At 64.5% G+C, this 14,321-nt stretch carries 13 protein-coding genes; 6 read left to right on the forward strand and 7 right to left on the reverse strand.

Going from position 1 to position 14,321, the window contains the following annotated elements; genetic code table 11:
- Window positions 1-230 precede the first annotated feature (230 nt).
- On the reverse strand, window positions 231-680 hold the full coding sequence (locus tag DCM80_RS10845) for a carbon monoxide dehydrogenase subunit G (RefSeq protein ID WP_257196941.1): 450 nt from the start codon (window positions 678-680) through the stop codon (window positions 231-233).
- Between the two features lie 509 nt (window positions 681-1,189).
- On the opposite strand from DCM80_RS10845, the gene DCM80_RS10850 reads away from it, so the two are divergent.
- The 5 genes from DCM80_RS10850 (at window position 1,190) to DCM80_RS10870 (ending at window position 6,630) form a co-directional block, all read left to right on the forward strand.
- A complete protein-coding gene (locus DCM80_RS10850; RefSeq protein WP_257196942.1) occupies window positions 1,190-1,675 on the forward strand; it encodes a (2Fe-2S)-binding protein in 486 nt (161 codons plus the stop codon).
- A gap of 85 nt (window positions 1,676-1,760) precedes the next feature.
- A complete protein-coding gene (locus tag DCM80_RS10855; protein WP_257196943.1) occupies window positions 1,761-4,103 on the forward strand; it encodes a xanthine dehydrogenase family protein molybdopterin-binding subunit in 2,343 nt (780 codons plus the stop codon).
- A 15-nt stretch (window positions 4,104-4,118) separates the two neighbouring features.
- The gene (locus tag DCM80_RS10860) at window positions 4,119-4,919 is read left to right on the forward strand and encodes a xanthine dehydrogenase family protein subunit M (protein ID WP_257196944.1); all 801 of its coding nucleotides are present in this window, start codon (window positions 4,119-4,121) and stop codon (window positions 4,917-4,919) included.
- Between the two features lie 199 nt (window positions 4,920-5,118).
- On the forward strand, window positions 5,119-6,234 hold the full coding sequence (locus tag DCM80_RS10865) for a CaiB/BaiF CoA-transferase family protein (protein ID WP_257196945.1): 1,116 nt from the start codon (window positions 5,119-5,121) through the stop codon (window positions 6,232-6,234).
- 84 nt (window positions 6,235-6,318) lie between these two features.
- Entirely contained in the window at window positions 6,319-6,630 is a 312-nt protein-coding gene (locus DCM80_RS10870; protein WP_257196946.1) for a DUF1272 domain-containing protein, read from the forward strand.
- 108 nt (window positions 6,631-6,738) lie between these two features.
- Here the strand turns inward: DCM80_RS10870 and fahA are convergent, their stop codons facing one another.
- The 5 genes from fahA to DCM80_RS10895 all read right to left on the reverse strand — a co-directional run bounded on the left by fahA (window position 6,739) and on the right by DCM80_RS10895 (window position 12,385).
- The gene (fahA, locus tag DCM80_RS10875; protein ID WP_257196947.1) at window positions 6,739-8,013 is read right to left on the reverse strand and encodes a fumarylacetoacetase; all 1,275 of its coding nucleotides are present in this window, start codon (window positions 8,011-8,013) and stop codon (window positions 6,739-6,741) included.
- 179 nt (window positions 8,014-8,192) lie between these two features.
- Window positions 8,193-9,539 carry a homogentisate 1,2-dioxygenase gene (hmgA, locus tag DCM80_RS10880; protein WP_257196948.1) on the reverse strand — a complete coding sequence of 449 codons (1,347 nt, stop codon included), beginning with the start codon at window positions 9,537-9,539 and terminating at the stop codon, window positions 8,193-8,195.
- A 2-nt stretch (window positions 9,540-9,541) separates the two neighbouring features.
- Entirely contained in the window at window positions 9,542-10,498 is a 957-nt protein-coding gene (locus tag DCM80_RS10885; RefSeq protein WP_257196949.1) for an MBL fold metallo-hydrolase, read from the reverse strand.
- Between the two features lie 24 nt (window positions 10,499-10,522).
- Window positions 10,523-10,747, reverse strand: a complete 225-nt coding sequence (locus DCM80_RS10890) for a DUF2783 domain-containing protein (RefSeq protein ID WP_257196950.1) — start codon at window positions 10,745-10,747, stop codon at window positions 10,523-10,525.
- Window positions 10,748-10,768: 21 nt separating this feature from the next.
- Window positions 10,769-12,385 carry an FAD-dependent oxidoreductase gene (locus DCM80_RS10895; RefSeq protein WP_257196951.1) on the reverse strand — a complete coding sequence of 539 codons (1,617 nt, stop codon included), beginning with the start codon at window positions 12,383-12,385 and terminating at the stop codon, window positions 10,769-10,771.
- A 109-nt stretch (window positions 12,386-12,494) separates the two neighbouring features.
- Between DCM80_RS10895 and DCM80_RS10900 the strand changes: the two genes are divergently transcribed.
- Window positions 12,495-13,037 carry a MarR family winged helix-turn-helix transcriptional regulator gene (locus DCM80_RS10900; protein WP_257196952.1) on the forward strand — a complete coding sequence of 181 codons (543 nt, stop codon included), beginning with the start codon at window positions 12,495-12,497 and terminating at the stop codon, window positions 13,035-13,037.
- Between the two features lie 143 nt (window positions 13,038-13,180).
- On the opposite strand, the gene DCM80_RS10905 is transcribed toward DCM80_RS10900, so the two are convergent.
- Window positions 13,181-13,987 carry an N-acyl homoserine lactonase family protein gene (locus tag DCM80_RS10905; RefSeq protein WP_257196953.1) on the reverse strand — a complete coding sequence of 269 codons (807 nt, stop codon included), beginning with the start codon at window positions 13,985-13,987 and terminating at the stop codon, window positions 13,181-13,183.
- Window positions 13,988-14,321: the final 334 nt, after the last annotated feature.

Here is a 14,321-nt window from a genome sequence, read left to right on the forward strand (position 1 = left end):
GCGCTCGCGATGCGCAGTTAGTCTGCGAACCATCGTTGAAAATTACAGCATCGGCTTCTCGCGCTTAGTATAGGCGGAAGGTAGTAGTGCAAATCAGTGGCGGCTTTCGCCGCTCATCTCGTTGTCGCGCCTCGCGTCTTGCCCTTGTTTTACAGCTCGAAACGCATCATCGGATCGAGGCGGCATTGCGCCGCGAGCCATAGCGCTCACTGTCTCCGCCCGCGCATCGGTCACGATGACGGCGCTACCAATGCGGCGAAGTTGTCGAAGAAGCTCGCGGCAAGTTTTCGCGACGTCGACTCGATCAACCGCGCGCCGAGCTGCGCGAGCTTGCCGCCGATCTGCGCGTCGGCTTCGTAATGCAGGATCGTGACGTCCGGCGTCTCTTCGGCGAGCCTGACCTTCGCGCCGCCCTTGGCAAAGCCGGCGACGCCGCCGGCGCCCTCGCCGACGATGCGGTAGCCGTGGGGCGCATCGATGTCGGTCAGCGTGACCTTGCCGCTGAACGTCGCCTTCACCGGGCCGACCTTCAGCACCACAATGGCCGTCATCTCCGTGGGCGATGCCATCTCGAGCGATTGGCAGCCGGGAATGCAGCGTCTCAGAATCTCGGGATCGTTGAGCGCGGCCCAGACCTTCGCTTTCGACGCCGGGATGCGCTGGCTGTCGTTCATCTGCATCGTTCCACCCTCCGTTGTGCTTGGCCAGCGCGGATAGGGCGGCACAAGCCGCCGAACAATCGCCAGGAAGGAGGAGGCGAGCGGACGCTGTGCGAGCGGCGGGGCCGCAATGTCCGTCACCTGAAAATATCAACAGCAAAATCAATTACTTAGATTTCAGCCGCATACTACCAAGATCGCGATTACAAAGCCGCGGGCACGTGCTCCTATTCACGCCAAGGAACAAGACAGCGAGGGGAGAACGACGTGCGACAGGGCTGAACCCGCGCGCAAGCGGCGGCGATACGCGGCATCGACGCTGCGATATTGCCCTGAGGAGGCGATGCCAAACTTTTCAGACCTGCCTCGCGGCTGCGCCACGTGTTGGCGACGGCTTGAAGCGTCATGACCGAATCGCGCGCCGCGACGATGACCTCTCCGTGACGCCAGATGATCAAAATGCCAGTTGCAAAGTTCCGTTGCGCTGTTTCTAATTAGAACCAATCAAAATCACTTTGGGAGGACTTCAAGTGTCTACAGTCAAACTGACGGTGAACGGCAAGGCCGTTGCCATCGATGTCGAGGACCGCACGCTGCTGGTCCAGCTTCTGCGCGATCACCTCAACCTCACCGGGACCCATGTCGGCTGCGACACCAGCCAGTGCGGAGCCTGCGTGGTCCATATGGATGGCAAGGCGGTGAAATCCTGCACCATGCTGGCGGGCCAGGCCGACGGCGCCACCATCACCACCATCGAGGGCATCGCCAAGGGCGACGAGCTGCACCCGATGCAGGCCGCCTTCCGCGACAATCATGGTCTGCAATGCGGCTATTGCACGCCGGGCATGATCATGTCCGCGATCGACATCGTGCATCGCCATGGTGGTCAGCTCGACGAAGCCACCGTCCGCAGCGAGCTGGAAGGCAACATCTGCCGCTGTACCGGCTACCACAACATCGTCAAGGCCGTGCTGGATGCAGCCGGGCGCATGAAGGTCTCGCAGGCGGCCGAGTAAAGCGGCGCGCCTCGAAAGAAGAATCACTGCCTGCGGCTTTCGAAGCAAAGCGCAGCCATAAAAATTCCGGTCGGGAGGACCAGACATGGGTGTTGAAGGTATCGGCGCGCGCGTCGTGCGCAAGGAAGACAAGCGTTTCATCACCGGCAAAGGCCGCTACGTCGACGACATCAAGCTGACGGGCATGACCCATGCCCATTTCATCCGCAGCCCGCACGCCCACGCCAAGGTGAAGAAGATCGACTCGTCCGCCGCGCTGAAGATGCCGGGCGTGGTCGCGGTGCTCACGGGCCGAGAGATCGTCGACGACAAGGTCGGCAATTTGATCTGCGGCTGGGCCATCACCTCCAAGGACGGCAGCCCGATGAAGATGGGTGCCTGGCCCGCAATGGCGCCGGAGACGGTGCGCTTCGTCGGACAGGCCGTCGCGGTCGTGATCGCCGAAAGCAAGAATCTGGCGCGCGATGCCGCGGAAGCGGTCGTCGTCGATTATGAAGAGCTTCCCGCGGTCGCCGACGTCCAGGCCGCGATCAAATCGGGCGCGCCGCAGCTTCATCCCGAAGCGCCCGGCAACCAGGTCTATGACTGGGTGATCGGCGACGAGGGCGCCACCGACGCGGCCTTCGCCAAGGCCGCCAATGTGGTCAAGCTCGACGTCACCAACAACCGCCTCGCCCCCAATGCCATGGAGCCGCGGGCGGCGATCGCCGATTACGACGCGGCGGAAGAGCATTTCACGCTCTACACGACCTCGCAGAACCCGCACGTCGCCCGCCTCGTGCTGTCGGCGTTCTACAATATCGCGCCCGAGCACAAGCTGCGCGTGATCGCCCCCGATGTCGGCGGCGGCTTCGGCTCCAAGATCTTCATCTATCCCGAGGAGATGGTGGCGCTGTGGGCCTCGAAGAAGGTCGGCCGTCCCGTGAAATGGACCGGTGACCGCACCGAAGCCTTCCTCACCGACGCGCATGGCCGCGACCATGTCACCCATGCCGAGATGGCGTTCGACGCCCAGAATAAGATTCTGGGCTTCAAGGTGAAGACCTACGCCAATTTCGGCGCCTACATGTCGCTGTTCTCGTCCTCGGTGCCGACCTATCTCTACGCGACGCTGCTGTCGGGCCAGTACAACATCCCGGCGATCCACGCCGAGGTGATCGGGGTCTACACCAATACCACGCCGGTCGACGCCTATCGTGGCGCAGGCCGTCCCGAGGCGAGCTATCTGATCGAACGGTTGATGGAGACGGCGGCGCGGCAGCTCAAGGTCGATCCGGCCGAGCTGCGGCGGACCAACTTCATCACCCAATTCCCGCACCAGACGCCCGTGATCATGGCGTACGACACCGGCAACTTCAACGCCTCGCTCGATGCCGCGATGAAGGCGATCGATTATGCCGGCTTCCCCGCCCGCAAGGCCAAGGCGAAAGCCGACGGCAAGCTGCGCGGCATCGGCGTGTCCTGCTACATCGAGGCCTGCGGCATCGCGCCGTCGAAGGCGGTCGGCAGCCTGGGCGCCGGCGTCGGCCTGTGGGAATCGGCCGAGGTGCGCGTCAATCCGGTCGGCACCATCGAGATCCTGACGGGATCGCACAGTCACGGCCAGGGTCACGAGACCACGTTCTGCCAGCTCGTGGCGGAGCGGCTCGGCGTTCCCATCAGCCAGGTCTCGATCGTCCACGGCGACACCGACAAGGTGCAGTTCGGCATGGGCACCTACGGCTCGCGCTCGGCGGCCGTCGGCCTCACCGCGATCCTGAAGGCGATGGAGAAGATGGAATCGAAGGCCAAGAAGATTGCAGCCCATGCGCTGGAAGCTTCCGAGGCCGACATCGTCATCGAGAACGGCGAGTTCAAGGTAACAGGCACCGACAAGGCGATCGCGCTGCCGATGGTCGCGCTCGCGGCCTACACCGCGCACAATCTGCCTGACGGGATGGAGCCGGGCCTGAAGGAGAGCGCCTTCTACGACCCGACCAACTTCACCTTCCCGGCCGGCAGCTATATCTGCGAGCTCGAGGTCGACCCCGGCACCGGCAAGACCTCCTTCGTCAACTTCGTCGCGGCCGACGATTTCGGCCGGCTAATCAACCCGATGATCGTGGAGGGCCAGGTCCATGGCGGCCTTGTTCAAGGCATCGGGCAAGCCCTGCTCGAGCATGCGGTCTACGATTCCAACGGCCAGCCGGTCACGGCCTCGTTCATGGACTACGCCATGCCGCGCGCCGACGACGTACCGTCGTTCAACCTCTCCCACACCACGACGCTGTGCCCCGGCAATCCCTTGGGCATCAAGGGTTGCGGCGAGGCCGGCGCAATCGGGGCGTCAGCGGCCGTGATCAACGCGATCACGGATGCGATCGGCAAGAACAACCTGGAAATGCCCGCGACCCCCGACCGGGTCTGGCGCACCATCCACGCGGCTTAAGAGAGAGGAACGAAGATGTACCAGACCACCTATCATCGCGCTTCCTCGGTCGACGAGGCCGTCAGCCTGTTCGGCAAGAGCAGCGAAGCGAAGTTCCTGGCCGGCGGCCAAACGCTGCTGCCCGTGATGAAGCAGCGCCTCGCAAGCCCCTCCGACGTCATCGACCTCGGCAAGATCAAGGAGCTGCAGGGCGTCGAATTGTCGGGCGACACGCTGACCATCAAGGCCGCCACGACCTATTACGACATCATGACGAATGCCGACGTGAAGAAGGCTATCCCTGCGATCGCCCATCTCACCTCGGTGCTGGGCGACCCTGCCGTGCGCTATCGCGGCACGATCGGCGGCTCGATTGCCAACAACGATCCCGCCGCGGACTTCCCGGCCGCGCTGCTCGCGCTCGGTGCCACCGTCAAGACCAACAAGCGGTCGATTGCGGCGGACGACTTCTTCAAGGGCCTGTTCACCACGGCTCTCGAGGACGGCGAGATCATCACCGCCGTGTCGTTCCCGGTGCCGGCGAAGGCAGGCTACGAGAAGATGCGCCATCCAGCCTCGCGCTTCGCGCTGACCGGGGTGTTCGTGGCCCAGACCAAGGCGGGCGAGGTTCGCGTCGCCGCGACCGGCGCCTCGCAGAGCGGCGTGATGCGGGTCCCCGCCATCGAAGCCGCGCTGAAGGCGAACTGGTCGCCGGCGGCGATCGATGGCGTCAGCATTTCGGCCAACGGATTGCTGGCTGACATCCACGGCACGGCGGAGTATCGCGCCAATCTGATCAAGGTGATGGCGCAACGCGCGGTGACCGCTGCGCGCTGATAGCGCCTCGACACAAATTTTCCGCGGCGCGCACTTCGGTGCGCGCCGTTTTATTTTGGCCATGCGGCATGAAAACCGCTTGCCTCGCTGGCGCGAAGGCGAGAAAAGTTAATCGGCCGATTAACTCGCTCAACAGAAGAAACGTCAGGGGCGATTGCCGCATCAGGCGCATGCGCCCGCGACCCGAGGAAACAACAACGTGCTCGACAAACCAGCCCCCACCTCGTCCGTCCGCAGCTCCGGCCCGCTCTCCGGCTTCCGCATCGTCGAATTCGCCGGCATCGGGCCCGGCCCGTTCGCCTGCATGATGCTGGCGGACATGGGCGCCGACGTCGTCACGCTCGACCGCGTCGGCGCCAAGAAGAACATGAAGTCGGTGGCGGGTCGCGGCCGCAAGGTGATCGAGCTCGACCTCAAGGACAAGGCGGCGATCGCGCAGGTGCTGGATCTGCTCGCAAGCGCCGATGCGCTGGTCGAGGGTTTTCGGCCCGGCGTGATGGAGCGGCTCGGCCTTGGGCCCGACATCGTGCTCGCGCGCAACCCCAAGCTGGTTTATGGCCGCATGACCGGCTGGGGCCAGGAAGGCCCGCTCGCCAACGCTGCCGGCCACGACATCAATTACATCTCGATCACCGGCGCACTCGCCGCCATCGGCACGAAGGAAGCGCCGGTGCCGCCGCTCAACCTGGTCGGCGATTTCGGCGGCGGCGCGCTCTATCTCGTCGTCGGCGTGCTCGCAGCACTGCTGGAAGCGCAGAGATCCGGCAAGGGCCAGGTCGTCGACGCCGCGATGTGCGACGGCGCGGCATCGCTGATGTCGTTCTTCTTCGACATGACCAATATGGGACGCTGGACCGAAGGGCGCGACCAAAACTTCCTCGACGGCGGCGCGCATTTCTACGGCGTCTATGAATGCGCCTGCGGTCATTTCATCTCGATCGGCTCGATCGAGCCGCAATTCTACGCGCTGCTACGCCAGCACGCCGGCCTGACCGATGCCGATTTCGACGCGCAGATGAATCCCAAGGCCTGGCCGGCGCTGAAGGAGAAGCTCAAGACGGTGTTCAAGAGCAAGACGCGCGAGGATTGGTGCAAGATCATGGAAGGCACCGACATCTGCTTCGCGCCGGTGCTGACCATGTCGGAAGCGACAAGGCATCCGCACATGGTCGCCCGCAACGTGTTCATCGAGCGCCACGGCGTGAAGCAGCCCGGTCCCGCGCCGCGCTTCTCGCGCACGCCCTCGGCGGTGCGCGAGCCGGAGCCGGCGGAGATCGCCACGGTGACGACGGCGTGGAAGACGGCACGCTCCTGAGGGCCCGGCGGAAATCGAGGGAACTACGGCATTCGCACCGCGCGCGCGATCTGCGATGATCCCGGTCGATCCGGGAGATTTGCCATGGCCCTCCAGCTTCGGCCGAACTGCGAATATTGCGACCGCGACCTGCCGCCAAACGCGACGGACGCGCGGATCTGCTCCTATGAATGCACGTTCTGCGCGGACTGCGTCGAGACGAAACTCTTCAACGTCTGCCCGAACTGCGGCGGCGGCTTTGCGCCGCGCCCGATCAGGCCGGCGCAGGAATGGCGGCCGGGCGTCTGCACCGCAAAGCAGGCGCCGTCCGACAAGCGGGTGCATCTGAAATACAGCGTCGAGGACGTCGCCGCGCATTGCGCGCGCATCAAGGACGTGCCGCCAGAGAAACGATAGGTCTCGTAGTCTCGTAGGGTGGGCAAAGCGAAGCGTGCCCACCATGTCCATCGCGTGGGCACGGCGCTATCGCGCCTTTGCCCACCCTACGAGACCGAGTATGTGACTCTACTCCGCCGGCAGAATCGTCCCCTCGACCTCGCCGAAGCCGATGCGGTAGCCGTTGCCCTGGCACCAGCCGCGCATGATGAGGCTGTCGCCGTCTTCCAGGAAAGAGCGCCTGGTGCCGCCGGGAAGCTCGACCGGCTCGGTGCCATTCCAGCTGATCTCGAGCAGGCTGCCGCGCTGGTTCTTCTCCGGGCCGGAGATGGTGCCGCTGCCTAAGAGGTCGCCGACATTCATGGCGCAGCCTGAGGAGGCGTGGTGCATCAGCTGCTGCACCGAGGACCAGTACATGTACTTGAAATTGGTGCGGCTGATGCTGGCGGGCGCGTTGGCGCCGGCGGCGCGCAAGCAAACGTCGAGCTCGACATCGTAGTTCTGCGGCTTGCTCTGCTTGAGATAATCGAGCGGCACCGGTTCCTGCTCCGGTCCCTTCAGCCGGAACGGCTCCAGCGCCTCGCGCGTCACCACCCAGGGGCTGATCGAGGTCGCGAACGCCTTGGCGAGAAACGGGCCGAGCGGCACATATTCCCATTGCTGGATGTCGCGCGCGCTCCAGTCGTTGAGCAGCACGAAGCCGAAGATCATCTCCTCCGCCTGTTGCTCGCCAAGCCTGCCGCCCATCGGCGAGGGCTGGCCGATCACGACCCCCATCTCCAGCTCGAAATCGAGCCGCTTGCACGGCGCAAAGCTCGGCACATCGACATTCGGCGGCTTCAACTGTCCGCGCGGGCGCTTCACCTTGGTGCCGGAGACCACGACCGTCGATGCGCGGCCGTTATAGGCGATCGGCATATGCAGCCAGTTCGGCTGCAGCGCATTGTCCTTGCCGCGGAACATCACGCCGACATTGGTGGCGTGCTCCCTAGAGGAATAGAAATCGGTGTAGCCGGAGACGGTGAACGGCAGATGCAGCCTGGCATCGCGCATCGGCACCAGCGCGCGGCTGCGCAGCTCCTCGTTGTCGCGCAGTTCCGGATGATCCGCGCGCAACAGCTCGCTGATCCGTGCCCGTGTCCTTGACCAGACCTTCGGCCCCAGCGCCATGAAGGGGTTGAGCGACGCTCCGGAGAACACGCCGAGCGGACCGACATCGAGCCGGGAATCCTGCTCGAGCACCCAGAGATCGAGCACGTAATCGCCGATCGCGACGCCGACGCGCGCGGTCGGATTGGCCACGGTCGAGAACACGCCGTAGGGCAGGTTCTGGATCGGGAAGTCGGACGAAGGATCGACCTCGATGAAGGAGCGCAGGCTGGGGTCGTTGGGGTGCGTTGTCACGTTTGTCCCGATTCTTTCTTCCTTCTCCCCCTGTGGGAGAAGGTGGCGCGAAGCGCCGGATGAGGGGTTCTATCCGCAGATCCGAATGTGAGAGGCTCACTCGCGGAGAGAGACCCCTCACCCGTCTCGTCGCTGCGCGACGAGCCACCCTCTCCCACAGGGGGAGAGGGGGAAAAAAGCTACGGCTTGCTCGGATCGAACTTCTTCTCCAGGCCCTTCCAGCAATCCGCATAATCATCCTGCAGCGTGGAGGCGTTGGCGGCGTGCGCGGTGACGCGCTGCGGATAGCGGGTCTCGAACATGAAGGCCATGGTGCCGGTCAGCTTCACCGGCTTCAATTCGCCATTGCTGGCGTGCTCGAAGGCGTCGCGGTCGGGGCCGTGCGGCAGCATGCAATTGTGCAGGCTCATGCCGCCGGGGACGAAGCCTTGCGGCTTGGCGTCGTAGACGCCGTAGATCAGGCCCATGAACTCGCTCATGATGTTCATGTGGTACCAGGGCGGGCGGAAGGTGTTGTCGGCCACCATCCAGCGCTCCGGGAAGATCACGAAATCGATATTCGCGGTGCCGGCGGTCTCCGACGGCGAGGTCAGCACCGTGAAGATCGAGGGATCGGGATGATCGAATCCGATCGCGCCGACCGGCGAGAAGGTGCGCAGATCATATTTGTAGGGCGCGTAATTGCCGTGCCAGGCGACGACGTCGATCGGCGAATGGCCGAGCTGCGTCCTGAACAGCGCGCCGCCCCATTTCACGTAGAGCTCGGTCGGCGTGTCCTTATCCTCGTAATGCGCCACCGGCGTGAGGAAATCGCGGGCATTGGCGAGGCAGTTGGCGCCGATCGGCCCGCGCTCCGGCAGCGTGAACGCGCCGCCGTAATTTTCGCAGAGGTAGCCGCGCGCCGGCCCGTTCGGAATCTCGACGCGGAACTTGACGCCGCGCGGGATCACCACGATCTCGCCGGGCTCGGCATCGATGCGGCCGAACTCGGTGACGAGCCGAAGATTGCCCTGCTGCAGCACGAACATCAGCTCGCCGTCGGCATTGTAGAAATGCTGGTCCACCATCGACTTGGTGATGAGGTAGACATGCGCGGCCATGCCGGCCTGCGTGTTGACATCGCCGGCGGTCGTCATGGTCTGCACGCCCTGGACGAAGGTGACGTCCTCCTTCGGCAGCGGTGTCGGATCCCAGCGCAGCTGCGCGATCGGCAGATCGTATTCGTGGCACGGCGCCGAGCGCCACAGGCCGGCATCAACCTTCTCGAACCGGCCCGAATGCTTCACCGAGGGGCGGATGCGGTAGAGCCAGGAGCGTTCGTTGCTGCCGCGCGGCGCAGTGAAGGGCGAGCCGGACAATTGCTCGGCATAGAGCCCGTAGGCGCACCGCTGCGGCGAGTTGCGCCCGATCGGCAGCGCGCCGGGCAGCGCCTCGGTCTCAAAGCTGTTGCCGAAGCCGGACATGTAGCCCGGCGTCACCTGCGCCGAGCTGCGGATGATCTGATCGGGCGAGGTGTTGATGTTCATGACTATCCTCCTCCTTGCAGGGCGGCCCACATCTCCTGGTCGCGCTTGTCGGTCCAGATCACGGGATCGTCGATCCCCGACGCCTCGTCATAGGCGCGCGACACGTTGAACGGCAGGCAGTGCTCGTAGATGGCGAAGCTGGAGAACTTCGGATCCATCACCTCGCGCGTCGCCGCCATCGATTCCTTCAAGCTGCGGCCCCTGGCGACGGAGATCTCGGCGGCGCCGTAGAGCGAGGTGACGAAATCGCGGGTCATCGCGATGGCCTCGCGCACCGTGGCGGTGCCCTTCAGCGCATCGCCGCGGCCCGGCGCGATCGCCTTGGGATTGAAGTTGCGTATCTCGTTCAGCGTCATCGGCCATTCGCGCAAATGCGCATCGCCGCAATAGCAGGCCGAGTGATATTCGATCAGATCGCCGGAGAACATGACCTCGGCATCGGGCACCCAGGCGACGATGTCGCCGGAGGTGTGGCCGGCGCCGAGCTGCATCAGCCGCACCTCGCGCTTGCCGAGAAAGATCGACATCTCGCCTTCGAAGGTCAGCGTCGGCCAGGTCAGGCCGGGGATGCTTTGCGCATCCTGGAACAGGCGCGGGAAGCGGCCGTATTCGGAATCCCAATCCTGCTTGCCGCGCTCGGCGATCAGCCGATAGGTCTCCTGCGAGGCGACGATGCCCTGCGCCTTGTAGGCGGAGGCGCCGAGCACACGCACGGCGTGATAATGCGACAGCACGACATATTGGATCGGCTTGTCGGTGACCGCGCGGACGCGCTCGATCACCTTGTTGGCCATCGCCGGCGTCGCCTGCGCGTCGAACACCAGGCAGCCGTCGTCGCCGACGATGACGGCGGTGTTCGGGTCGCCCTCGGCGGTGAAGGCATAGAGATCGGTGCCGATCTCGGAGAAGGTGATCTTCTTCTCGGCGAGGTCGCCGGTGGATGCGAAGTTCTTCGCCATCAATTCGTCCTTTGAGTCCTGAGGTTATTGCTGCTGTTGTTGCTGCTGCTGGCCGTCGATCATGCGGCGCTTGGCGAGCCCGATCGCCTCGCGCAGCACGTCGATGTCGCCGATATGATTGGCGAGGATCAGCACCAGCGCCGCGTCGAGATCGGCGCTCTGCTCCTCGGTGAGGCCGCGATGCGCTTCGACGACGGAGCGAAAGGCATCGTCAGGCCGCGCAAAATTGGAATCGGTGGAGAGCGGCATGTAAAACCTCGATTCAAGCCGTCAATTCAAACCTTGGGCGCGCGACAGCGCCGCAGCGACGGCTTCGCGCGTGGGATGGCGGAAGCGCGCCGTGACGTAGCCGTCGGGCCTGAGCAGATAGGCCGTGCCGGGTCCGGCATCATAGCGCTTGGCGACGAGGCCGGAGGGATCGGCAAGCCCGCCCTCGCCGCCGATCCGGATCGCCTTGACGCCGGCGGGCGGATCGATCGCGGCGCCATTGCTGAACGACAGCAGGGTGAAGTCCGTTCCGCCCTTGCGGAATGCATCCGTCAGGTAGGCCTGCTCGGCAATCGGCGCATCGAGCATGGAGCAGCCGGGAGACGGCCCGCCGTGCCAGGCATCGGCATCCGGCGACAACAACGGAGAGTCGTAGCTGCACGGCACCGACAGCCGGCCGCCATTGACCATGCGCTTGCCGAACTCGGTCTCCTTGGCGAGCGACAGCACCGCCTTGCGCAGCCGCGCTTCCTGATGCGAGTTCGGCGCCATGAAATCGGTGGAGCGGGTGGATTGGCGGATGTTCTCGTCGGCCGCCATGCTGCGCTCGGCATGATAGCTTTCGAGCAGGCTCGCAGGCGACGTGCCGCGCAGCACCCGGTCGAGCTTCCACGAGAGATTTTCCGCGTCCTCGAGCCCGGAATTGGCGCCACGCGCGCCGAACGGCGAGACCTGATGCGCGGAATCGCCGGCGAAAATCACCCGGCCGTGGATGAAGCGGTCCATCCGCCGGCACTGGAATTTGTAGAGCGAGATCCATTCGAACTCGAACTTGTCGTGGCCCAGCATGCGCGCGATCCGCGGCCGCACGTTCTCGGGCTTCTTTTCGACCACGGGATCGGCATAGCGATTGAGCTGAAGATCGATGCGCCAGACGTCGTCGGGCTGCCGGTGCAGCAGCGCGGAGCGGCCGGCATGGAACGGCGGATCGAACCAGAACCAGCGCTCGGTCGGGAATTCCGCGGTCATCTTGACGTCGGCGATCAGGAATTGGTCCTCGAACACCTGTCCCGCGAACTCGGCGCCGACCATCTGCCGCAGCGAGGACCGCGCGCCGTCGCAGGCAATGACATATTGCGCATGCAGGCGATAGGCGCCCTCCGGCGTCTCGATCGTCAGCGCCACGCCGTCGTTGCGCTGCTCCAGCGCCGTCACCTTGTTGCGCCAACGCAGGTCGATCTCGGAAAGCTCGCTGACGCGATCGACCAGATAGGCCTCGGCGTAATATTGCTGAAGATTGATGAAGGCCGGCCGCTTGTGGCCGTCTTCGGGCAGCAGATTGAACTGGTAGAGCTGGGACTCCCCGTGAAAGATGCGGCCGACGCTCCAGACCACACCCTTGGCAACCATGCGGTCGCCGACGCCGAGCCGGTCCCAATATTCCAGCGACCGCTTCGAGAAACAGATCGCGCGCGAGCCCTCGCCAATGCGGTCGGCGTCATCCAGCAGGACGACGCGCTGGCCGCGCTGGGCCAGATCGATCGCAAGCGACAGCCCGACCGGGCCGGCGCCGACAACCACGACCGGATGCTCGGCCGGGCTTTGGCTGGCGCGGTCCTGATCGGGATGACGGCGATAGCCGAACTGGGCTTTGGCCCGATGCGTCGTGGGTTGCGCCATACACGAACCTCGGCTCTGGTCAGGAGAGCCCTGATCTGCTAGATAGTCTCACGTGCAACTATTTTGGACCGGAGGCGGCCGGCCGTCAACTGGAATTCGGAGCACTTCCTTGGCGAGGACATCCATCGACACCGCACTGAAGGCGCGCGAGGCCGATCAGGCCGCAGTGCAGCGAGAGCCGCGGCTCGATCTGTTCAAGTTCGTGCCGTTCCGTCTCAACCGGCTCGCGGCCGAAGTCAGTGCCGCGCTCTCGGTCGAATATCAGGAACGCCACGGTCTCGACATTCCGGCCTGGCGCGTGATCGCCACGCTCGGGTTCCGCGTTGATGCCTGCAGCGCGCAGTTCATCGCGCAATGCACCCGCACGCACAAATCCACCATCAGCCGCGCGGTGACCACGCTGCTCCACCAGGGGCTGATCGAGCGGGTCGAGAACCAAGCCGACCGCCGCGAATTCCGTCTGCGACTGACGGCGAAGGGCCGCTCCCTCTACGAGCAGCTGTTCCCGCAATTGCTGCGGCGTGAAGATGAGATCCTCGCATGTCTCTCGACGCAGGAGCGTAAGCAGCTGTCCATGCTGCTCGGCAAGATCGAGCAGAGCCTCGATCTGATCCAGACCAGCGAAGAGGCCGACGCGAAGCAGGCGTATTGAGCACCGCTGTCATTCCGGGGCGCGCGAAGCGCGAGCTATGGTGCGCAATTGCGCACCTGAGAATCCATCTATCGACGTCACCAGTGGCACGATGGATTCCGGGCCTGCGCCTGTCGGCGCATCCCGGAATGACGGCTACATCGTCACTTCGCAAACGATCTTGTCGGCGGCAGGTGCAGCGCGAAGGCGTCGACCTTGTCGCTGGCACGCGGATAGATCTCCGTCACGATCGGATCGTGGCCTGGAATGAACCGATCAGGATGGCCGGCGAGACGCTCGATCGTCTCCCAGCCCACCGCCATGTCGCCGACATTGTAGACGATCGGAAACGGGCTCCTGCGCTGCAGATTGGCGTAGTAATGCGCGGCATCGGATGCCAGCACTACCGGCCCGCGCGCGGTTTCGACCTTGACCACCTGCAAGCCGTCGGAATGGCCGCCGACACGATGCACGGTGATTCCAGGCGCGACCTCGCCGTCACCCGAATGAAACGTGACGCGCTCGCCATAGACATGGCGCACCATCTGCGTGACATGCTCGACCGAGAACGGGTGGCGCAACAGGCCGTTGCACATGCAGCGGCCGGTCGCGTAGGCCATCTCGCGCTCCTGCAAATGGAAGCGCGCCTTCGGGAAACGGTCGAGATTGCCGGCATGGTCGTAGTGCAGATGCGTCACGATGACGTCGCGGATGCTTGATGCCGCGACGCCGAAGCGCTCCAGCGCATCGACCGGATTGAGCGTCAGCTTGCGCGCGCGCGCGCTCGCCTCCTCGGCATTGAAGCCGGTGTCGACCAGGATGTCGCGGCCGCCGCCGCGGATCAACCAGACGAAATAGTCGAGATCCTGCGCCGCGCTGTCATGCGGATCGGGCGCCAGGAAGTTCATGCTGGGGGTGCGCGGCGACATCGTCGCATAGCGCAGGGCGTAGATCTCGTAGGCGTTTCCCATGGTTCTTGCTTTTCTGAGTGGGTCTTTACAGGACGATCCTGCGCAACAAGCCATTGTCCGCAGCAAAGGTCAAACCGCGCGCGGCGCGACCGAGGCGGGCCTTCAATGTGAGACCCATCACGTTTTCGGCGGCGGGCTTGCCCTACCATGCTGCCGATAGGATCGACCCCGATCCCGACGAGGACAGCCATGACACCCTGTTTATTCCCCTTGCGGCGCACCCCGGCGTTGCGGTCAATCGTCGCGATAAAGCCGAATCTCCAAGCGGTTGACGCCCCCCGCCCCCGGTTTGATAATGAATGAAGCGTAAGTTAAGGTCGCCGCGGCGCAAGCT

The sequence above is a fragment of the Bradyrhizobium sp. WBOS08 genome, assembly GCF_024585125.1.
Lineage (GTDB): Bacteria > Pseudomonadota > Alphaproteobacteria > Rhizobiales > Xanthobacteraceae > Bradyrhizobium > Bradyrhizobium japonicum_B.